The 17,984-nt window shown below is 66.7% G+C and carries 17 protein-coding genes; 9 read left to right on the top strand and 8 right to left on the bottom strand.

Annotated elements, in window-relative coordinates; translation table 11 throughout:
- The coding region (locus tag KH616_RS09940) for an indolepyruvate ferredoxin oxidoreductase family protein (protein ID WP_292243708.1) at positions 1–1,872 on the bottom strand (1,872 nt) is incomplete at its 3' end.
- 349 nt (positions 1,873–2,221) lie between these two features.
- Between KH616_RS09940 and KH616_RS09935 the strand changes: the two genes are divergently transcribed.
- Entirely contained in the window at positions 2,222–2,836 is a 615-nt protein-coding gene (locus KH616_RS09935) for a glutathione S-transferase family protein (RefSeq protein ID WP_292243706.1), read from the top strand.
- A 96-nt stretch (positions 2,837–2,932) separates the two neighbouring features.
- On the opposite strand, the gene KH616_RS09930 is transcribed toward KH616_RS09935, so the two are convergent.
- The 3 genes from KH616_RS09930 to KH616_RS09920 form a co-directional block, all read right to left on the bottom strand.
- Positions 2,933–3,955 carry a sulfate ABC transporter substrate-binding protein gene (locus KH616_RS09930; RefSeq protein ID WP_292243705.1) on the bottom strand — a complete coding sequence of 341 codons (1,023 nt, stop codon included), beginning with the start codon at positions 3,953–3,955 and terminating at the stop codon, positions 2,933–2,935.
- A gap of 257 nt (positions 3,956–4,212) precedes the next feature.
- Positions 4,213–6,414: a TonB-dependent siderophore receptor gene (locus tag KH616_RS09925; RefSeq protein WP_292243704.1), complete on the bottom strand. Its 2,202-nt coding sequence runs from the start codon at positions 6,412–6,414 to the stop codon at positions 4,213–4,215.
- Between the two features lie 240 nt (positions 6,415–6,654).
- The gene (locus KH616_RS09920; RefSeq protein ID WP_292243703.1) at positions 6,655–7,278 is read right to left on the bottom strand and encodes an alpha/beta hydrolase; all 624 of its coding nucleotides are present in this window, start codon (positions 7,276–7,278) and stop codon (positions 6,655–6,657) included.
- Between the two features lie 195 nt (positions 7,279–7,473).
- Between KH616_RS09920 and KH616_RS09915 the strand changes: the two genes are divergently transcribed.
- The 5 genes from KH616_RS09915 to KH616_RS09895 are packed head-to-tail and all read left to right on the top strand — an operon-like array spanning position 7,474 to position 10,536.
- On the top strand, positions 7,474–7,911 hold the full coding sequence (locus KH616_RS09915) for a VOC family protein (protein WP_292243701.1): 438 nt from the start codon (positions 7,474–7,476) through the stop codon (positions 7,909–7,911).
- A 5-nt stretch (positions 7,912–7,916) separates the two neighbouring features.
- Entirely contained in the window at positions 7,917–8,858 is a 942-nt protein-coding gene (locus tag KH616_RS09910) for a glyoxylate/hydroxypyruvate reductase A (RefSeq protein WP_292243699.1), read from the top strand.
- Between the two features lie 22 nt (positions 8,859–8,880).
- Positions 8,881–9,810 (top strand): hydroxymethylglutaryl-CoA lyase, encoded by a 930-nt coding sequence (locus tag KH616_RS09905; protein WP_292243698.1) that lies wholly within the window; start codon positions 8,881–8,883, stop codon positions 9,808–9,810.
- 34 nt (positions 9,811–9,844) lie between these two features.
- Complete coding sequence (locus tag KH616_RS09900) at positions 9,845–10,351, top strand: YbaK/EbsC family protein (protein ID WP_292243696.1); 507 nt, start codon at positions 9,845–9,847, stop codon at positions 10,349–10,351.
- Positions 10,348–10,536 (top strand): DUF1289 domain-containing protein, encoded by a 189-nt coding sequence (locus tag KH616_RS09895; protein WP_292243694.1) that lies wholly within the window; start codon positions 10,348–10,350, stop codon positions 10,534–10,536. Before KH616_RS09900 ends, KH616_RS09895 begins: the two co-directional genes overlap by 4 nt.
- Positions 10,537–10,716: 180 nt before the next feature.
- Here KH616_RS09895 and KH616_RS09890 read toward each other — a convergent pair whose 3' ends face one another.
- On the bottom strand, positions 10,717–11,613 hold the full coding sequence (locus KH616_RS09890) for an alpha/beta hydrolase (RefSeq protein ID WP_292243693.1): 897 nt from the start codon (positions 11,611–11,613) through the stop codon (positions 10,717–10,719).
- 289 nt (positions 11,614–11,902) lie between these two features.
- On the opposite strand from KH616_RS09890, the gene KH616_RS09885 reads away from it, so the two are divergent.
- Entirely contained in the window at positions 11,903–12,862 is a 960-nt protein-coding gene (locus KH616_RS09885; RefSeq protein ID WP_292243691.1) for a nitronate monooxygenase family protein, read from the top strand.
- A 111-nt stretch (positions 12,863–12,973) separates the two neighbouring features.
- Here the strand turns inward: KH616_RS09885 and KH616_RS09880 are convergent, their stop codons facing one another.
- The 3 genes from KH616_RS09880 to KH616_RS09870 form a co-directional block, all read right to left on the bottom strand.
- Complete coding sequence (locus KH616_RS09880; protein WP_292243689.1) at positions 12,974–13,936, bottom strand: LysR family transcriptional regulator; 963 nt, start codon at positions 13,934–13,936, stop codon at positions 12,974–12,976.
- Between the two features lie 149 nt (positions 13,937–14,085).
- Positions 14,086–15,159 (bottom strand): porin, encoded by a 1,074-nt coding sequence (locus KH616_RS09875; RefSeq protein WP_292243687.1) that lies wholly within the window; start codon positions 15,157–15,159, stop codon positions 14,086–14,088.
- Positions 15,160–15,506: 347 nt separating this feature from the next.
- Positions 15,507–15,980: a peptide-binding protein gene (locus KH616_RS09870; RefSeq protein ID WP_292243685.1), complete on the bottom strand. Its 474-nt coding sequence runs from the start codon at positions 15,978–15,980 to the stop codon at positions 15,507–15,509.
- 357 nt (positions 15,981–16,337) lie between these two features.
- On the opposite strand from KH616_RS09870, the gene KH616_RS09865 reads away from it, so the two are divergent.
- Positions 16,338–17,345: a bile acid:sodium symporter family protein gene (locus KH616_RS09865; protein ID WP_292243684.1), complete on the top strand. Its 1,008-nt coding sequence runs from the start codon at positions 16,338–16,340 to the stop codon at positions 17,343–17,345.
- A gap of 227 nt (positions 17,346–17,572) precedes the next feature.
- Positions 17,573–17,984: LacI family DNA-binding transcriptional regulator (locus KH616_RS09860; RefSeq protein ID WP_292243710.1), on the top strand; the 412-nt coding region annotated here is incomplete at its 3' end.

Raw genomic sequence — 17,984 nt, 5'->3', positions numbered from 1 at the left:
GCGGCGGCGCTTCTCGGTCGCGCAGGTCTGGTCGTAGATCAGCACGGTGACGCCCGGCGTTTCGCGCAGCTCACGCTGCACCGCATCGAGCTCGCTGCGGTGATGGAACGTGGTGCCGGTCGGGAACAGGCCATGATGGCCGTCGTACTTCTCCGGCTCGTCGGACACGACGACGAAGCGCGACACGCCTTCCGCCTCGACCTGACGCGCGATCTGCGGCACCGAGATGCTGCCGTCCACCGGCTGGCCGCCCGTCATCGCGACCGCGTCGTTGTAGAGGATCTTGTACGTGATGTTCGCCTTCGCGGCGACCGCCTGGCGGATCGCCAGAATCCCCGAGTGGAAATACGTGCCGTCGCCGAGGTTCTGGAACACGTGACGCATGTTCGTGAACATCCCGTGCGCGGCCCAGTCGACGCCCTCGCCGCCCATCTGGATCAGCCCGGTCGTGTCGCGCTCCATCCACGACGCCATGAAGTGACAGCCGATACCGGCCTGCGCGATCGAGCCTTCCGGCACCTTCGTCGACGTGTTGTGCGGACAGCCCGAGCAGAAATACGGCGTGCGGCGCACCGCGTCCGCCTCGTTCGACAGGATTTGCGGCGCGACGAGATCGACGACGCGCTCGCGGCGGTCGAGCGCCGGCTTGTGACGCGCGAGCCAGGCGGCGAACACCGGCAGGATCCGCGACGGACGCAGTTCGCCGAGTTCGGACAGCAGGCACGCGCCTTCGGCGTCATGCTTGCCGAGCACGCGCGGGCGCGCGCCGTCCGTACGGTTGTACAGGTAGTCCTTGAGCTGCTGCTCGATCACCGGGCCTTTTTCCTCGATGACGAGCACTTCGGACAGACCGTCGACGAAGGTCTCGATGCGGGTCATTTCCAGCGGGTACGACAGGCCGACCTTGTAGATCCGCACGCCCGCCGCTTCGAGATCCGCGACGGTGAGATCCAGGCGGCGCAGCGCCTCCATCAGGTCGAGGTGCGCCTTGCCGCAGGTGACGATGCCCACATTCGCGTGCGCGCTCGGCGCGATCCACTTGTCGATGCTGTTCGTGCGCGCGAAGTGGCGCACCGCGTCGAGCTTCGCCGCGAGACGCGCTTCGATCGACAGGCTGGGCAGATCCGGCCAGCGGTTGTGCAGGCCGCCGGCCGGCGCCGCATAGCCGGCCGGCGCGGTCCATTGCGTCTGCAGCGCGTCGAGATCGACCGTCGTGCCCGACTCGACCGTCTCCGAGATCGCCTTGAAGCCGACCCACGCACCGGAGAAGCGCGACAGCGCCCAGCCGTACAGGCCGAATTCGAGCATGTCGGCAATGTTCGACGGGTTCACGACCGGCATGTGCCACGCGATCATCGCGAAATCGCTCTGGTGCGGCATCGACGACGACACGCAGCCGTGATCGTCGCCCGCGACGACAAGCACGCCGCCGTGCGGGGACGAACCGTACGCATTGCCGTGCTTGAGCGCGTCGCCCGCGCGATCGACACCCGGCCCCTTGCCGTACCACATCGCATACACGCCATCGACGGTGCGCTCCGGATCGGCCTCGACGCGCTGCGTGCCGAGCACCGCGGTGCCGCCCAGTTCCTCGTTGATGGCGGGCAGGAAGCGCACGCCGCCTGCATCGAGCAGCTTCTTCGCCTTCCACAGCTGCTGGTCGACCATGCCGAGCGGCGAGCCGCGGTAGCCGCTGATGAAGCCTGCCGTGTTCAGACCCTGCGCCGCGTCGAGCGCGCGCTGCATCAGCAGCAGGCGCACCAGCGCCTGCGTGCCGGTCAGGAAGATCCGGCCGCGCGTCGCGGTCAGGTTGTCGGTCAGCCGATAGTCGGAAAGGGCGGGCGTGCCGTCGGTGGGCAGGCGGGCAGTCATGGGAACGTCTCCTGATTATGCTGTTCTGGGCTGCCGCGGCGGCGCGAATGGCGAGGCCGATCCGACGGCAGCGGAATGGCTCTATTTTTTCGCGCGAAAAGAAGAATGTTTTTTCTCATCTTGCTCAGGCAGTCGCATGCTGAGAAAAACTACGCAGCATTTGCCGCCGATTCGAGTGAGTTTTCGCGCGCGGTGGCGGGCGGCCCGCCATGTATTTGGGGCGCATAGGCGCATCGGGCGGAAGGCCGGGCGCGCGACGTGCCCGCCATGCGCCAGGCGCCGCGGCCGCCTCTGTCCGAATGCCCGCGCGTCAGGTACGCTTGAGCGTCAACCGACACGGGGAGACGCGATGAAGCTCTATTACTGGCCGAAGACCCGGGCCTTCCGGGCACTGTGGATGCTGGAGGAAATCGGCGCCCTGTACGAGCTGGTGCCGATCGACCTGCACGCGAACGCGCAAGGCACGGAGGCGTTCACGCGCGTCAACCCGATGGCGAAGCTGCCCGCGATCGACGACGGCGGCATGCCGTTCGCCGAATCCGGTGCGGTGCTGCTCTATCTCGCCGACCGCTTCCCCGCCGCACGGCTCGGGATCGCGCCCGGCGATCCGCTGCGCGGCCGGTTCCTGCAGTGGCTGTTCTTCACGCCGTCGTGCCTCGAGCCGGCGATGGCGGAAAAATTCACCGGCGCGTCGGGCAACCCGGTCGCGTTCGGCTGGGGCAATATCGCCCGCGTGCAGCGCGCGCTCGCGCAGACGCTCGCCGATACGCCGTGGCTCGTCGGCGACCGCTTCACCGCCGCGGATCTGCTGCTCGCAAGCACGCTGAAGATCGCATTCGACGCGCACCTGCTACCGCATGAAGGCCTGCTCGGCGACTATGTCGCGCGCGCCGAGGCGCGCGACGGCCACCGCCGCGCGATGGATATCGAGCAACGCGAAGCGGAGCGGCTGTTGCATCACTGACCTGACGGACGCGCAGGCATGCGAACGGGCGTTCGCAGAAACGAAAAAAGCCGGCAGCGGGTGCTGCCGGCTTTTTGAATGGCGATGCGCGCGCAATTATTTCCTGTCGACGATCACCTGATCGAACGTCCCGCCATCGGCGAAATGCGTCTTCTGCGCATTCGCCCAGCTGCCGAAGACCTGTTCGACGCTGAACGTCTTCAGCGGCCGGAATTCCGCCGCGTGCCGCTTCAGCACGTTCGGATCACGCGGGCGCAGATGATGCTGCGCAATGATTTCCTGCCCGGCCGGCGTGTACAGATACTCGAGATACGCCTGCGCGACCTTTCTCGTGCCCTTCTTGTCGACCACCTTGTCGACGACCGCGACCGGCGGCTCCGCAAGAATGCTCGCCGACGGATAGACCGCGTCGAACTGCGCACCGGATGCGCCGGTGTCCATCAGCGCGACCTCGTTTTCGAACGTGACGAGCACGTCGCCGATCCCACGCTGCGTGAATGTCGTCGTCGCACCGCGGCCGCCCGAATCGAGCACCGGCACGTTGCGGAAGATCGCCTTCTCGAAGTCGAGCGCCTGCTGGTCGGTCGCGCCCTTCTGCTTCTGGTAGCCCCACGCGGCGAGGTACGCGTAGCGGCCGTTGCCGGACGTCTTCGGGTTCGCGATGATCACCTGCACGCCCGGCTTCGCGAGATCGCTCCAGTCCCTGATCTGCTTCGGGTTGCCCTTGCGCACGAGGAACACCATCGTCGTCGAGTATGGCGAGCTGTTGTCCGGCAGCCGGGCGCGCCAGTCCTTCGACAGCAACTGGCCGCGCTCGGCGAGCAGGTCGATGTCGTTCGGCTGGTTCATCGTCACGACGTCGGCCTGCAAACCCTGCAGCACCGACAGCGCCTGCGCGCTCGACGCGCCGTGCGACTGCTTGATCGAGACCGTCTCGCCGGTCTTTTGCTTGTACGCGGCGGTAAAGCTCGCGTTGATGTCCTTGTACAGTTCGCGCGTCACGTCGTACGACACGTTCAGCAGCGATGTATCGGCATGGGCGGCCGTGGCCGCGACGCCGAACGCGGCGGCCGCCGCGGCCGTCAGCAGCCAGCGGCCGATTCCTTTCGTGTATTGCATGGTGTCGTGCCCCGCTTCGAGTAGTTGGTATGCGACCGCGCTCGCCGGCGCTGTCATCCAGACGCAAGCGGGCATTCTATCGGCAGCATGTGCCGTGCTTTCCAATCAGTCATGGAAAGCAAAGCAGGAAAACCGCTAAACGATTCGGGCGCCGACGCGCATGCCGCATGCACGTCGGCGCCCGAGGTTCAGGATGCGATTCGACAGGATCGTTGTTCCGCGCCTGACGCCGCATCGCAGCGCAAGCGGCCTGGCATTCAGAACTTGTAGATCGCCGACAACGTCGCCGCACGGCCGTCGCCATACTCGACCGCCGACGAGCGCGACGCGTTGCCGGGCCGCTGGCGCACGCGCTCGACGTAGCCACGGTCGAACAGGTTGTCGACGTTGAGCTGGAAACGCAGGCGACGGTTCGCTTCATAGCCGAGCATCAGGTTGTGCACCATGTACGAACCGAGCGTGCCGTCGCCTTCCGATGTCACATTGCGCTTGCCGACGAAATGCGTGCCGTAGCCGACCGTCCAGCCGGCGGGCAATCGATAGGTCGTCCACAGATTGAACGCATGCCGCGGCGTGTTGCCGAGCGCCTTGCCTTCGCGGCGCGGCGACGACGGCGAATCCTGCGTGGCGCTCGACAGGTACGTGTAGTTCGCGAAGACGTCCCATTGCGGCGTCAGCTTGCCCGCGGCGCCCAGCTCGACGCCGCGCACGCGCTGCTTGCCGGCGAGCAGGTAACTGCCGTCCGCCATCTTTTCGCGCGCGTTCCGCTTGTCGATCTGGAACAGCGCGCCGTTCAATGCGATGCCGCCCGCCGCTTCCCACTTCGTGCCGAGCTCGAAGCTCCGGTTCTTCTCCGGCGCGAGCCCGCTCGTCTGCGCATCGACGCCCCATCCGGTTGTCACCAGATGTTCGGCCGAAGGATTGAACGACGTGCCGTATGCGAAATACACGCGGCCGTTGTCGGTCGGCTTGAACACGAGACCCGCGCGCGTGCTGAACTGGCTGGCCGATGTGTCCGCGCGGTCGGTGCGCTTGCCGGACGGCGTGCTTTCCGACGAACCGGCGATCCAGTCGTGACGCAACCCGACGTCGAGATCCCAGTGCTTCGCAAGCGCAATCGTATCGAACGCATACAGCGCCTTCACGTCGAGCGTCGTTTCGTTGCGCCCGTCGTCCTGCCGCCGGGCCGGGCCGCTCCAGTATCCGGGCGGAGCGGACAGCGAGTAGCCGGCTGGCGGATAAAACTGCGCCAGTCCGTATGAGTAAGTCGTGCGCCCGTACGTCTCGCGCGAAATCTCGGCGCCCGTGACGAGCGTGTGATCGAGGCCGAAGGTGCTGAACTCGCTCGTCAGGTTGGTCTGGTTCGCCCACATCGACGTCGACGAATCCCGTCCGTAACCTTGCGGTCCGGCCGGCTTGTAGCGTCCGGGCGGCAGTCCGCTCCGGTTGACCTGCGACGCAGAGATCACGGTATCGCGATGCAGGTGCGCATAGCGGCTCACGTTCTGCAGCCGCAGCCCGCGCGAAACATCATGCTCGACTTTCAGCGTGACCGTGTTCGACTCGATGCGCTCGCGGTCGAGGTTGCGCCAGCCGAAGTAGCTGTCGCGCGACACGCCCGCCAGCACCCGGCCGTTGAGCGCCGGCAGCCCGTAATCGGGCAGGTTGTTGTCCTCCTGGTGGAAATAGGCGAACGTCACGCGGGTCGGCGAATTCAGCCCGAACGCGAGCGACGGCGCGACGCCCCAGCGCCGCTTGCGGATCTCGTCGCGGCCGGGCACGTCGTTGACGTGCGCCATCAGGTTCATCCGGAACGCGGCCGAACCGTCGGAGGCCGGCAGTACCTGGTTCGTATCGACGGTCAGCCGCTTGTAGGCCGCCGTGCCGAGCGTCGCCCCCGCCTCGGTGAACGTACGCGCCTGCGGCGTCTTGCTGATCAGGTTCACCGCGCCGCCCGTCGTGCCAGCGCCGCCGAACACGGAGTTCGGCCCCTTGATGACCTCGACCGACTCGATGTTGAACAGGTCGCTCCGGTTGTTCTGCGCGCTGTCGCGCAGGCCGTCGAGCTGAAGGTTCGCCATCGCGCTGAAGCCGCGGATGTTGATCATGTCGCCCGAGCCGCCGCCACCCTCGCCGGCGTTGAAGGTAATCCCGGCGACGTTGGACAGCGCTTCGCGCAGACTCTGCGCATTCTGTTCGTCGAGCACCTGACGCGGCACGACGGTAATCGTCTGCGGCACATCGAGCAGCGGCGTCGCGTATTTCGCGGAACCGGACCGGTCGACCCGTGATCCCTTGTCCCGCTCGCTCTGCACGACGATGGGGTTCAATTCCGGCGCGCGCTGACTGTCGGGTTCGGCGGCATATACGGGCGCGGCCGCGCAGGTCATCATCGCGAATGCGACCGATGCGGTAGCGCGACGCGGCGGCGTCGCACTCGACTGAATGCAATGATTCATCTCCACTCCAAAAAATGATAACGAGAATCATTTGCATTGAAGTGAAGATGCCCGCGCGAGGCAATTAGACCGATATGGAAACGGCTCCGCAGCGATCAGACCAATACGAACCGGGAATGAGGCGATACGCGGATTGAATGCGCGAGCGCAAGCGCGAACACGACGCGTCAGGACAGTGGAAGCCATTCGCGGCCGCCCCGGGCCGGATGGCGAAAAACCACGCGCCCTGCCCGGCCGCCGTCAGATCGCGTACGCGAGCGTGCTCGCGACGTACGTCGAATCGAATTCGCCCGCTTCTTCGCGAAAGCGCAGCGGCGCCGCGCAATGGATGAGCGTATCGATGAAATACTTCGCGCGCGGCCACGGGCCGTAACCGGCCGCGGTATTGATATGCCCGGCATCGCCGAGATTGACGAACGCGCTGCCGAGGCGCAGCGCAAGCGTGCGCGCATCCGCGAGCGGCATCCACGGATCGGTCTCGCTGCCGATCACGATCGACGGCATCGCCAGCCGCCGTGCGTCGAACGGGCCGGCAAACGTGAATTTCTTCGGGCTCGCGGGCGCGACAAGCAGCACGCCCGCGACGTCGCCGGCATGCGGCCACTGCGCGAGCGCGTGCGCGGCGGCAAGGCAGCCGAAGCTGTGCGCGGCGAGCACATACGGCCCACGCTCGCGCGTCAGCAGTTCGCGTACGGCATTCGCCCAGCGGGCGAGATCCGGCGCATCCCAGTCGTCCTGTTCGACGCGCAGCGCGCGCGGAAATTGCCGCTCGATCCAGGTCTGCCAGTGTGCGCCCTCACTGCCGTGCAGGCCCGGCACCGTGACGAGCCGCGGCGGCCACGCCGATTTGCTGCATGCGCGCATGATTGCCCTCGCTGCCAAGAAGACGAGTGCCGATTGTGACGCGCGGGATCCGGCAGCCGAACCAATATTTCGTGCTTTGCTTTTCGGCGGGCGGGAGCGCGCACCGTCTCGCCATTTCCGCGCGCGCCCTCCCGGCCCAACGGCGCAACCGGCCGCAAAACCGTAGAATGAGGGCTTCCAATCAGGAGACGCCCGATGCCCGCTGTGCCTTCCGGCGCGCTGCGCCCGTTCCATCTCGCTTTCCCGGTCACGAACCTCGCCGACGCCCGCGCGTTCTACGGCGGGCTGCTCGGCTGCCCGGAAGGCCGCAGTTCGGATCGCTGGGTCGATTTCGACTTCTTCGGGCATCAACTCGTCGCGCACCTTTCGCCGGACGAAGCCGCCCCGAGTGCCGCCAACCCGGTCGACGGCGACGACGTGCCGGTACGCCATTTCGGCGTCGTGCTGTCGATGGACGAGTGGCACACGCTGGCCGACCGGCTGAAGGCCGCCGGCACGCGCTTCGTGATCGAGCCGCACATCCGCTTCAAGGGCGAAGCCGGCGAGCAGGCGACGATGTTCTTCCTCGATCCGTGCGGCAACGCGCTCGAATTCAAGGCATTCGCCGACCTCGGCAAGCTGTTTGCGAAGTAAGCCGGATGAAGATCCTGTTCCATTCGCCCTTTCAGGACGCCGACGCATGGCGCGCAGAACTCGCGCATGCGCTGCCCGAAGCCGAGCTGCGCGTATGGCAGCCGGGCGATACGGCCGCCGCCGACTACGCGCTCGTCTGGCGCGCGCCGCGTGAGCTCTTCACGCCGCGCGATGGCCTGCGCGCCATCTTCAACCTCGGTGCGGGCGTCGATGCGCTGCTCGCGCTCGAACGCGAGCAGCCCGGCACGCTGCCGCGACATGTCCCGCTCGTGCGCCTCGAGGATTCGGGCATGGCGCAGCAGATGGTCGAATACGTGACGCATGCGGTGCTGCGCTACCTGCGCCGCTTCGACGAATACACGCAGTTGCAGCACGCGCGCCGCTGGCAGGTGCTGGCGCCGCATCCTCGCGCGACGTTCACCGTCGGCGTGCTCGGCCTCGGCGTGCTGGGCGCGCGGGTCGCGCACGCGCTCGCCGGCCTCGGGCTGCCGGTGCGCGGCTACAGCCGCAGCCCGAAACGGATCGACGGCATCGCGACCTTTGCCGGTGAAGCCGGGTTCGACGCATTCGTCGAAGGCGCCCGAGTCCTCGTCAACCTGTTGCCGAGCACGCCGGACACCGACGGCATCCTCGACGCGCGCACGTTCGCGCGTCTCGCGCCGGGCGCGTACCTGATCAACGTCGCACGCGGCGCGCATCTCGTCGAGGCCGACCTGCTCGACGCACTCGCGAGCGGCCGCATCGCCGCCGCGACGCTCGACGTGTTCCGGCAAGAGCCACTGCCCGACGATCATCCGTTCTGGCGCGAGCCGCGCATCACGATCACGCCGCACTGCTCGGCCGAGACGCTGCGCACGGAGGCGATCGAACAGATCGCCGGCAAGATCCGCGCATTCGAACGCGGCGAGCCGGTCAGCGGTGTCGTCGACACCGCGCGCGGCTACTGAATTCCCTATCCAGGAGACAGCCATGATGTTCCCCACCGCCGTCAAGATCGTCGAAGTCGGCCCGCGCGACGGGCTGCAGAACGAAAAGACGTTCGTCCCCACCGACGTGAAGATCGCGCTCGTCGACCGCCTGTCGCGCGCAGGCTTCCGCAACATCGAGGCCGCCTCGTTCGTGTCGCCGAAATGGGTGCCGCAAATGGCCGACGGCGCCGAGGTGATGGCCGGCATCGACCGGCGCGACGGCACGGTCTACTCGGTGCTCACGCCGAACCTGAAGGGCTTCGAGCATGCGCTCGCCGCGCGCGCCGACGAGGTCGTCATCTTCGGTGCGGCGAGCGAAGCGTTCTCGCAGCGGAACATCAACTGCAGCATCGCCGAAAGCATCGCGCGCTTCGAGCCGGTCGCGCAGGCCGCGAAGGAGGCGGGCCTGCGGCTGCGCGGCAGCGTATCGTGCGCGCTCGGCTGCCCGTACCAGGGCGACGTGCCGGTCGCGTCCGTCGTCGACGTCGTCGAACGTTTCGCGGCGCTCGGCTGCGACGAGATCGACATTGCCGACACGATCGGCGTCGGCACGCCGCGCCGCACGCGCGAGGTGCTCGCCGCCGTCACCCGCGTCTTTCCCCGCGAGCGCATCTCCGGGCATTTCCACGACACCTACGGGCAAGCGCTCGCGAACATCTATGCGGCGCTGTTCGAAGGCATCGAGATCTTTCACGCGTCGGTCGCAGGCCTCGGCGGCTGCCCGTATGCGAAGGGCGCGACGGGCAACGTCGCGACCGAAGACGTGCTGTACCTGATGCAGGGCCTCGGCATCGAGACCGGCATCGATCTCGCACAGGTGGTCGCCGCGGGCGAATTCATTTCGAACGCGATCGGCCGCGCGAATGCGTCCCGCGCGGGACGCGCGCTGATCGCGAAAGCGCAGAGCGCAAGCGCGCCGAGTTGCGCCTGACCCGCATGACCCGCCACTCACCGAATTCCAGAACATGACGACCCCCACTTCCCTCGACGCGCTCCCCGATTCCGCCCGGCGCGTCGCGATGCTGCTGCGCGAACGCGGCCATTCGAAAGACATCGTGATGCTTGCAGAAACCGGCAAGACGTCCGCCGAGGCCGCGGCCGGACTGGGCTGCTCAGTCGCGCAGATCGCGAAATCGATCCTGTTCCGCCGGCAGGCCGACGGCGCGCCGGTGCTGGTCGTCGCCAGCGGCGTGAATCGCGTCGACGAGAAAAAGGTGGCCGCACAGGTCGGCGAGATCGGCCGCGCCGATGCAAAATTCGTCCGTGACCATACCGGTTACGCGATCGGCGGCGTGTGCCCGATCGGCCATCTCGTCCCGCCCGTCACGCTGATCGATGCCGACCTGCTCCAGCTCGACAGCCTGTGGGCGGCAGCCGGCCATCCGCATGCCGTGTTCAATCTGTCGCCGCAGGAGCTGGTCACCTTGACCGGCGCGCCGGTCGCCGACGTCGCATTGCGGGAGAACGCATGAGCGACGCGACCGAGCCGACGATCGCGTCGCCGTGCACCGGCGTGTGCAAGATCGATCCGCGCACCGAATGGTGCGCGGGCTGCCTGCGTACGCGGGATGAAATCAAGGCCTGGCGCGCGTCGGACGACGACGCCAGGCGCGCGGTGCTCGCGCAGCTCGATGCCCGGCGCGCGGCCGCCGCTTGAAGCGCGGCGCACAAAAAAATGCCGTTCAGCCAGCGGCGAACGGCATCTCGAATCGGAATCCTGTGAACGTGATCAACGTCACAGCCCGCATCATACGAGCGACGCCCATCGCGCCGCATCGGGTCTTTCCCTACAGCTTCCCGCGCCCCCTGATCGCGCGTGCCGGCCATGCCGCGCGCGTCAGCTCACCGGGTCGCGCGCTTCGAAAAACGCCAGCATTTCGTCGATCAGTTCGACAGGCGCTTCCTCGGGGATGTAATGCCCGCTGTCGACCGCCCGGCCGCTGACGTCGCGCGCGACATGCCGCCATTCGTCGAGCGGCTCGAAGCAGCGGCCGACGATGCCGCGCTCGCCCCACAGCACGCGCAGCGGGCATGCGACCTTGTTGCCGCGCTCGAGATCCTCGCGGTCGTGCTCGAGATCGATCGTGGCCGACGCGCGATAGTCCTCGCACATCGCATGCACGGCGCCCGGCTGCGCGAGCGCGTCGCGATACGCCTGCAGCGCATCGCGCGAGAACGGCGACAGACCGGCCGAGCGGTTGCCCATCACGCGTTCGATGTACGCATCGGTGTGGCCGCCGATCAGCGTTTCCGGCAGCGGCTCGGGCTGGATCAGGAAGAACCAGTGGAAGTAGGCGGTCGCGAACGCGCGATCGGTCTTCTCGTACATCGCGAGCGTCGGCGCGATGTCGAGCAGCAGCATCCGCTCGACGGCGTCCGGATGATCGAGCGCCATCCGGTGCGCGACGCGCGCGCCGCGATCGTGCGCACAGACATAGAAGCGCTCGAAGTCGAAATGCCGCATCACCGCGACCTGGTCGGCCGCCATCGCGCGTTTCGAATACGGCGCGTGCCGCGGATCGCTCGGCGGCTTGCCGGACGCGCCGTAGCCGCGCAGGTCGGTCGCGATCACCGTGAAATGACGCGCAAGCGTCGCGGCGACACGATGCCAGATCATGTGTGTCTGCGGATGGCCGTGAAGCAACAGAAGCGGCGGCCCCGCGCCTCCTTTGACACCGAAGATATCGGTGTCCTGCACCTTTACGCGAAACGGTGCGAACGCCTCAAACGACATGGTCTGTTTTCTCTTTGGCTTGTTATAGGCGGCTATTGTAGGAGCGCGCGTGAAACCGCACAGCCGCGCGCATACCCGAATTCGTAGAACAAGAGCACTCCCTCGATTGCCGCCGCGACGCGCCGTTTGCTACCCTCGCATGCAATCGCACGATCGTTCGTATTAATATGCCGTCCATGCCGCTCGACGGCTACACTCAAAGCGCCGCGCCGCGCGGCCACGCTCTGCTTTGCATGGAACCGGAGTCACCGCCCACGCGCCGGCTCCGGTCGACACTGGAGACTTCCACATGGCACTTCCCATCGTCCTGCAGCAGTTGACGCTGCCCGTCATCGCGTCGCCGATGTTCATCGTCAGTTATCCGGAACTCGTTCTCGCGCAATGCAAGGCCGGCATCGTCGGCTCGTTTCCCGCACTCAACGCGCGTCCGGCCGAACTGCTCGACACGTGGCTCACGCAGATTCAGGCCGAACTCGCCGATCACAAGGCGAAGCACCCGGACGCGGTGATCGGCCCGATCGCAGTCAACCAGATCGTCCATCAGTCGAATGTGCGGCTCGAACACGACGTCCGCGTGTGCATCGACCATAAGGTGCCGATCTTCATCACGAGCCTGCGCGCGCCCGCACGCGAGATCGTCGACGCGGTGCACAGCTACGGCGGCATCGTGCTGCACGACGTGATCAATCTGCGTCATGCGCAGAAGGCGCTCGAAGCCAGCGTCGACGGGCTGATCCTGGTCGCGGCCGGCGCGGGCGGCCATGCGGGCACGACCTCGCCGTTCGCGCTGGTCGGCGAGGTGCGCCGCATGTTCGACGGCCCGATCGTCCTGTCCGGCGCCATCGCCAACGGCGGCTCGATCCTCGCCGCGCAAGCGATGGGGGCCGACCTCGCCTACATGGGCACGCGCTTCATCGCGACGCAGGAAGCGCACGCGGTCGAGGACTACAAGCGCGCGATCCTCGGTGCGAAAGCCGCCGACATCGTCTATACGAACCTGTTTACCGGCGTGCACGGCAACTACATCCGCGAGAGCATCGAAAAGGCGGGGCTCGATCCGGACGCGCTGCCCGAATCGGACAAGACCAAGATGAACTTCGGCGGCGACAAGGCGAAGGCGTGGAAGGATATCTGGGGTGCCGGCCAGGGCGTCGGCCTGATGGACGACCTGCCGAGCGTCGCCACACTCGTCGAGCGCCTGAAGCGCGAATACGACGACACGAAAGCGCGGCTCGGCATCGCGCGCTGACGCGGCTCGGCCGCGCGTTCGCTGCGGCAGCGTGCGAGTGCGGTCGGCCTGCCAAACGAAAAACGCGAACCCGTCGGATTCGCGTTTTTTGTTCCCCCGCAACTGCGGCGCTCAGCCCACGCGCTTGACCCGCGTGATCGGCAGCACACGCAGGCGCGCTTCGATCAACGGGCACAGCGATTGCCCTTCGAAACGCGCCGCAAGGAAATCGACGAACGAGCGCACCTTCGCCGACACGTGGCGGCGGCTCGCGTACACCGCGTAGATCGGCAATTCGCGCGGCGGCACCGCGTCGAGCAGCACCGGCACGAGACGGCCCGCCTCGATATCGTCGCCGACGACCTCGGTGCCGAGCAGCGCGATGCCCGCGCCGCCGAGTACGGCCGCGCGCAGCCCTTCCAGATGATTGACGATCAGGTTGCCGCCGAGCTTCACGCGCGACGCCGCGGCCGCATCGGTCACCATCGAGTCGAGCGTCGAGGCGTTCGAATCGCGCCGCAGGTAGTTGTGATGCGCGAGATCGGCGATCGTCGTGGGCGTGCCGCGTCGTTCGAGGTATGCCGGCGACGCGACGAGCAGGATGTGCGCCGTCGCGATCTGCCGGGCGACCAGCGACGACGATTTCAATCCGGTCGGCGCCGCGCGCACCGCGACGTCGTAGCCTTCGTCGATCAGCTCGACGACGCGGTCGGACAGCGTCATCTCGACCGTTACGCCAGGATAGCGATCCGCGTAATCGGTCACGGCCTGCATCACGTGCCGCAACCCGAACGCGGACAGCGACGTCACACGCAAGCGGCCCTGCGGCACGACGCTCGCGGCGCCGACCGCCTGCCCCGCCTCGTCGAGTTCGGACAGCGCCTGCACCAGGCGCTCGTAATATTCGCGCCCCGCCTCGGTGGGCGCGACGCGGCGCGTCGTGCGATGCAGCAGCCGCGCACCGAGCTGGTGCTCGAGATGCATCACGTGCTTGCTCGCCATCGCGGCCGACATCTGCATGCGCTCCGCCGCGCCGACGAAGCTGCCCACTTCGACGACGTAGCGAAACACATTCATGCTGACGAGGGTATCCATCGAACTAGCTCGCAATTGAAATAAAACGCCCAATCGAGAACTAGAGTAACAAAGGCCGCGAATCAGAAAGGTCAACAAAAGCAAAACGGCGCCGCACACTGGGTGCGGCGCCGTTCTTCATGACAAATGGGGGCGAAACCGAATGCGCGTCAGAACTTCGCGCGGATGCCCGCACCGAACGTGTCGCCGTTCGACAGGCCGCTCAGGTGGTCGTTCATGTAGGCGGCGTAGAGATCGGTGCGCTTCGACAGCGGATAGTCGTAGCCGACGGCCCACGTCTGGCGGGTCTGGTTCAGGCCGCCCGCGTTGCGCGAGTACGCGTACGACGCCATCGCACAGCCCGCGCCGATCGGCACCGACACGCCGCCTTGCGCGGTATTGACGTGCCAGCTGCCCGCAACCAGATCGTTCTTCGTATACATATACTGGCCGAACAGCTTCGCATACTTCAGATCATAGGTCGCACCCACCTGCGCAATGCTCTGGCCCTTCATGCCCGATACGAGCGAACCCAGGTCGCGCGGCGCGCCGTTGAAGTTGACGTACTGATAGACCGCCGTCGCCGTGAACGGGCCATTCGCGAAGTTGACCTGCGCACTCCACTTCTTCGAGCCGTTGTCGCCCGCCTGGTTGCCGAACGCGTACATCGCGCCGAAGTTCGCACCGCCGAATTCCGGCGACGTATACGACACCGCGTTGTTCCAGCCCGAATCGCCGACCGCGCTCTGGTCGCTCGGGTACGTCGGGAACGTGCCCAGGCCGAGGAACGTCTGATACACCATCGGCGAGAACTGGTACGAGTCGAAGAACGGGTTGAACAGGATCGTCGACAGGAACAGGTGCGTCGTCAGGCGGCCCGCGGTGACCGTACCGTACGGCGAATTGATGCCGACGTACGCGTTGCGCGCAAAGAACGTGTCGCCGTTGAAGCGGCCGAACTGGCCGTTTTGCGCGCGCAGGAAGCTTTCGATCGTGAAGATCGCCTTGTAGCCGCCGCCGAGGTCTTCCGTGCCGTGCAGCCCGAAGTACGACGTCGACATCCCGCCGCCCTGCATGCCCCATGCGCGCCCGCCGCCCGGGAATTTCTGCGCGCCGACCCATTCGTCGACCTGTCCGTACAGCGACACGCTCGATTGCGCATGGGCGGGAGCGGCGACTGCGCATGCGGCGGCCGCGATCAACGTGACGGTCGCACAGCGCGCAGGGCGGGCGGTTAACTTCATGGGATCTCCAAACAATTGTCGAAAAGAAAGCGAGTGGCGCAAGCGTTGTTATGACTGCCGGGGCTTGCAGCTTGGGGCGCGCAGCCATCTTCACGGATCGTTCGTCCGGTCAAAAATGGCGGCACTTATTGCGGGTATAGCGTCGGCGTGAGGTTCGCCGAGGCCATACGGGGACGTGCGGGCAGAGACGGCCGGGCACGGCGTCATGCGCGCGATGGCGGCCCGTCATTGCGGATCGCTCGATCCGGGCGCGAAAGATAGCGCAATGTGGCGGGAAAATCAGCGGAAATCTGTGTGCGACTGTGGCGAAATTGCGTCAGCCGGCCGGGGGGCGGAACAACAGGCGTTCAGTTCCGGTAGAACGGCGGGAAAAACGGCGAGCGCGCGGGTTCTTCCGGCGCCCGCGGCGGCAGTGGACGGCCGCCACGCTCCTCGTTGTAGCGCGCAACGTCGGCGCGGATCGACCCCGCGCGCAGCGGCATATTGCCGCCGCCCTGCGCACGCGGCATCTGGCGCGCATCGGCACTGACCGGACGATACGGATTCGGCATGGCGCCATAGCCATGCGACGGCGCCGGCCGCAATCCCCAGCGCGGACCGTTGCCGCGGCCGCCGTGACCGGCATCGATGCGCATGCCGCCGTGCTGCGGCGCGCCGCGCCAGACGGGCTGAGCGCCGAACGGCAGACCGAAGCCGTGCCCGCCGCCGTCGAACCCATGTCCGCCGTGCGGGGGCTGTGCGAGCGCGAGCGGCATCAGCAGGGCGCCGAGCACGCCTGCCACCACCCATCGTCCGGTCTTCCGTTTCACCCGATCCGTCATCGTTCAATGCCTTGTTACGCTCGCGAACCGCCGCTCGACGACGGACGCAAGACTGTCAGCCGTAATTTATGAGCGAGCCGAAAATGTGTCGAGCCAAAAAGTGTTAGGCCGCGGGCATCGGTGTAACACCATGTTACTGCTAGGTTTTTTCACTTCGGGGACGGATCGCGGCAGAACATTCTTCTGCCGATTTCGTCATCCGCACTGGATAGTCCGGCCGCCGCTTCAACATGCGCACCACTCATCAATCAATTCTCACAATGAATTTGTTTATTGAATAGGCAGACGAGACAATACGGCCCCATCCGGCGCGTGCGCGGCACGTGCTCCTGTCGTCCCGCCCCGTTCGAGATTCCGATGGCCCGCCCCCGCTTCCTTCCAGACAACTTCACGCTCGCCCTCGTCGGCACCGTCGTGCTCGCGAGCCTGCTGCCGTGCCACGGCGCCGCCGCGCAGGCATTCGACTGGGCCACCAACATCGCCGTCGGCCTGCTGTTCTTCCTGCACGGCGCCAAGCTGTCGCGCGAAGCGATCGTCGCCGGCGCAACGCACTGGCGGCTGCATGCGGTCGTGCTGCTCAGCACCTTCGCGCTGTTTCCGCTGCTCGGCCTGGCGCTGAAACCGCTGCTGCAGCCGCTCGTCACCCCGGCGCTGTATGCGGGCGTGCTGTTCCTGTGCACGCTGCCGTCGACGGTGCAGTCGTCGATCGCGTTCACGTCGATCGCCAGGGGCAACGTGCCGGCGGCCGTCTGCTCGGCATCCGCGTCAAGCCTGCTCGGGATCTTCATCACGCCCGCGCTCGTCGGGCTGATGATCACGTCGCAATCGGCCGCGACCGCGTCGCCGTGGCACACCGTCGGCAGCATCGTGATGCAGCTGCTGGTGCCGTTCGTCGCGGGCCAGCTGCTGCGTCCGGCGATCGGCGGATGGATCGAGCGCCGCCGCGCCGTGCTGCGCTTTGTCGACCAGGGCTCGATCCTGCTCGTCGTCTACGTCGCGTTCAGCGAGGCCGTCAACCAGGGACTCTGGCTCCAGATCCCGCCGCGCGCGCTCGCCGGGCTGCTCGCCGTGAACCTGCTCCTGCTCGCGATCGCACTGCTGCTGACCACGTTCGTCAGCAAGCGGCTCGGCTTCAACCGCGCCGACCAGATCACGATCATCTTCTGCGGCTCGAAGAAAAGCCTCGCCGCCGGCGTGCCGATGGCGAAGGTGATCTTCTCCGCACATGCGGTCGGCGCGATCGTGCTGCCGCTGATGCTGTTTCACCAGATCCAGCTGATGGCCTGCGCGGCGCTCGCCCAGCGCTGGGGCGCGCGCGACGTCGACGAACACGCATCCGCACGGACGTCCGGCGCACTGCGCTGACGCCGGCCGACGCGCCGCGTACGGCAAGGCGACGGCGCCGCGTCGCACGACGCACACCGTCGCCTTGCGTTTTTCATTCGTTGTTTAGTATTTTTAGTAAATCGGCTTTCGCAGATTAGTGCTTTAGATACGGGAATTTACGGATGACCTCCGGTCTTCCGGCAAGATTTTCACGGCGTTTTTTACTATACAATCGCCTTCATCCTAAACACTCCGGATCCCGAACGATGGGCACGACCATTCGCGACGTCGCGAGAGCGGCAGAGGTCTCGATCGGCACCGTATCCCGCGCGCTGAAAAACCAGCCGGGCCTGTCCGAAGCGACGCGGGCGCGCATCGTCGAGATCGCACGGCGCCTCGGCTATGATCCCGCGCAGCTGCGACCCCGCATCCGGCGCCTGACGTTCCTGCTGCATCGCCAGCACAACCGCTTTTCCGCCACCCCGTTCTTCTCGCATGTGCTGCACGGCGTGGAGGATGCGTGCCGCGAGCGCGGCATCGTGCCGACGCTGCTCACCGTCGGCCCGAACGACGACGTGCTGCGCCAGATGCGTCCGCACGCGCCCGACGCGATCGCCGTCGCCGGCTTCATGGAGCCCGAGACCATCGAAGCGCTCGCCGCGACCGGCCGCCCGCTCG

The sequence above is a fragment of the Burkholderia sp. genome (assembly GCF_018375725.1).
GTDB lineage: Bacteria > Pseudomonadota > Gammaproteobacteria > Burkholderiales > Burkholderiaceae > Burkholderia.
This window is presented reverse-complemented; position numbering and strand designations above follow the sequence as displayed.

What these genes read in the sequence shown, in the direction of transcription:
- KH616_RS09935 (WP_292243706.1), top strand. Translation starts at nt 2,222, where the DNA reads ATGAAGCTCTATTACTGGCCGAAGACCCGGGCCTTCCGGGCACTGTGG.
- KH616_RS09930 (WP_292243705.1), bottom strand. Translation starts at nt 3,955, where the DNA reads ATGCAATACACGAAAGGAATCGGCCGCTGGCTGCTGACGGCCGCGGCG.
- KH616_RS09925 (WP_292243704.1), bottom strand. Translation starts at nt 6,414, where the DNA reads ATGAATCATTGCATTCAGTCGAGTGCGACGCCGCCGCGTCGCGCTACC.
- KH616_RS09920 (WP_292243703.1), bottom strand. Translation starts at nt 7,278, where the DNA reads ATGCGCGCATGCAGCAAATCGGCGTGGCCGCCGCGGCTCGTCACGGTG.
- KH616_RS09915 (WP_292243701.1), top strand. Translation starts at nt 7,474, where the DNA reads ATGCCCGCTGTGCCTTCCGGCGCGCTGCGCCCGTTCCATCTCGCTTTC.
- KH616_RS09910 (WP_292243699.1), top strand. Translation starts at nt 7,917, where the DNA reads ATGAAGATCCTGTTCCATTCGCCCTTTCAGGACGCCGACGCATGGCGC.
- KH616_RS09905 (WP_292243698.1), top strand. Translation starts at nt 8,881, where the DNA reads ATGATGTTCCCCACCGCCGTCAAGATCGTCGAAGTCGGCCCGCGCGAC.
- KH616_RS09900 (WP_292243696.1), top strand. Translation starts at nt 9,845, where the DNA reads ATGACGACCCCCACTTCCCTCGACGCGCTCCCCGATTCCGCCCGGCGC.
- KH616_RS09895 (WP_292243694.1), top strand. Translation starts at nt 10,348, where the DNA reads ATGAGCGACGCGACCGAGCCGACGATCGCGTCGCCGTGCACCGGCGTG.
- KH616_RS09890 (WP_292243693.1), bottom strand. Translation starts at nt 11,613, where the DNA reads ATGTCGTTTGAGGCGTTCGCACCGTTTCGCGTAAAGGTGCAGGACACC.
- KH616_RS09885 (WP_292243691.1), top strand. Translation starts at nt 11,903, where the DNA reads ATGGCACTTCCCATCGTCCTGCAGCAGTTGACGCTGCCCGTCATCGCG.
- KH616_RS09880 (WP_292243689.1), bottom strand. Translation starts at nt 13,936, where the DNA reads ATGGATACCCTCGTCAGCATGAATGTGTTTCGCTACGTCGTCGAAGTG.
- KH616_RS09875 (WP_292243687.1), bottom strand. Translation starts at nt 15,159, where the DNA reads ATGAAGTTAACCGCCCGCCCTGCGCGCTGTGCGACCGTCACGTTGATC.
- KH616_RS09870 (WP_292243685.1), bottom strand. Translation starts at nt 15,980, where the DNA reads ATGACGGATCGGGTGAAACGGAAGACCGGACGATGGGTGGTGGCAGGC.
- KH616_RS09865 (WP_292243684.1), top strand. Translation starts at nt 16,338, where the DNA reads ATGGCCCGCCCCCGCTTCCTTCCAGACAACTTCACGCTCGCCCTCGTC.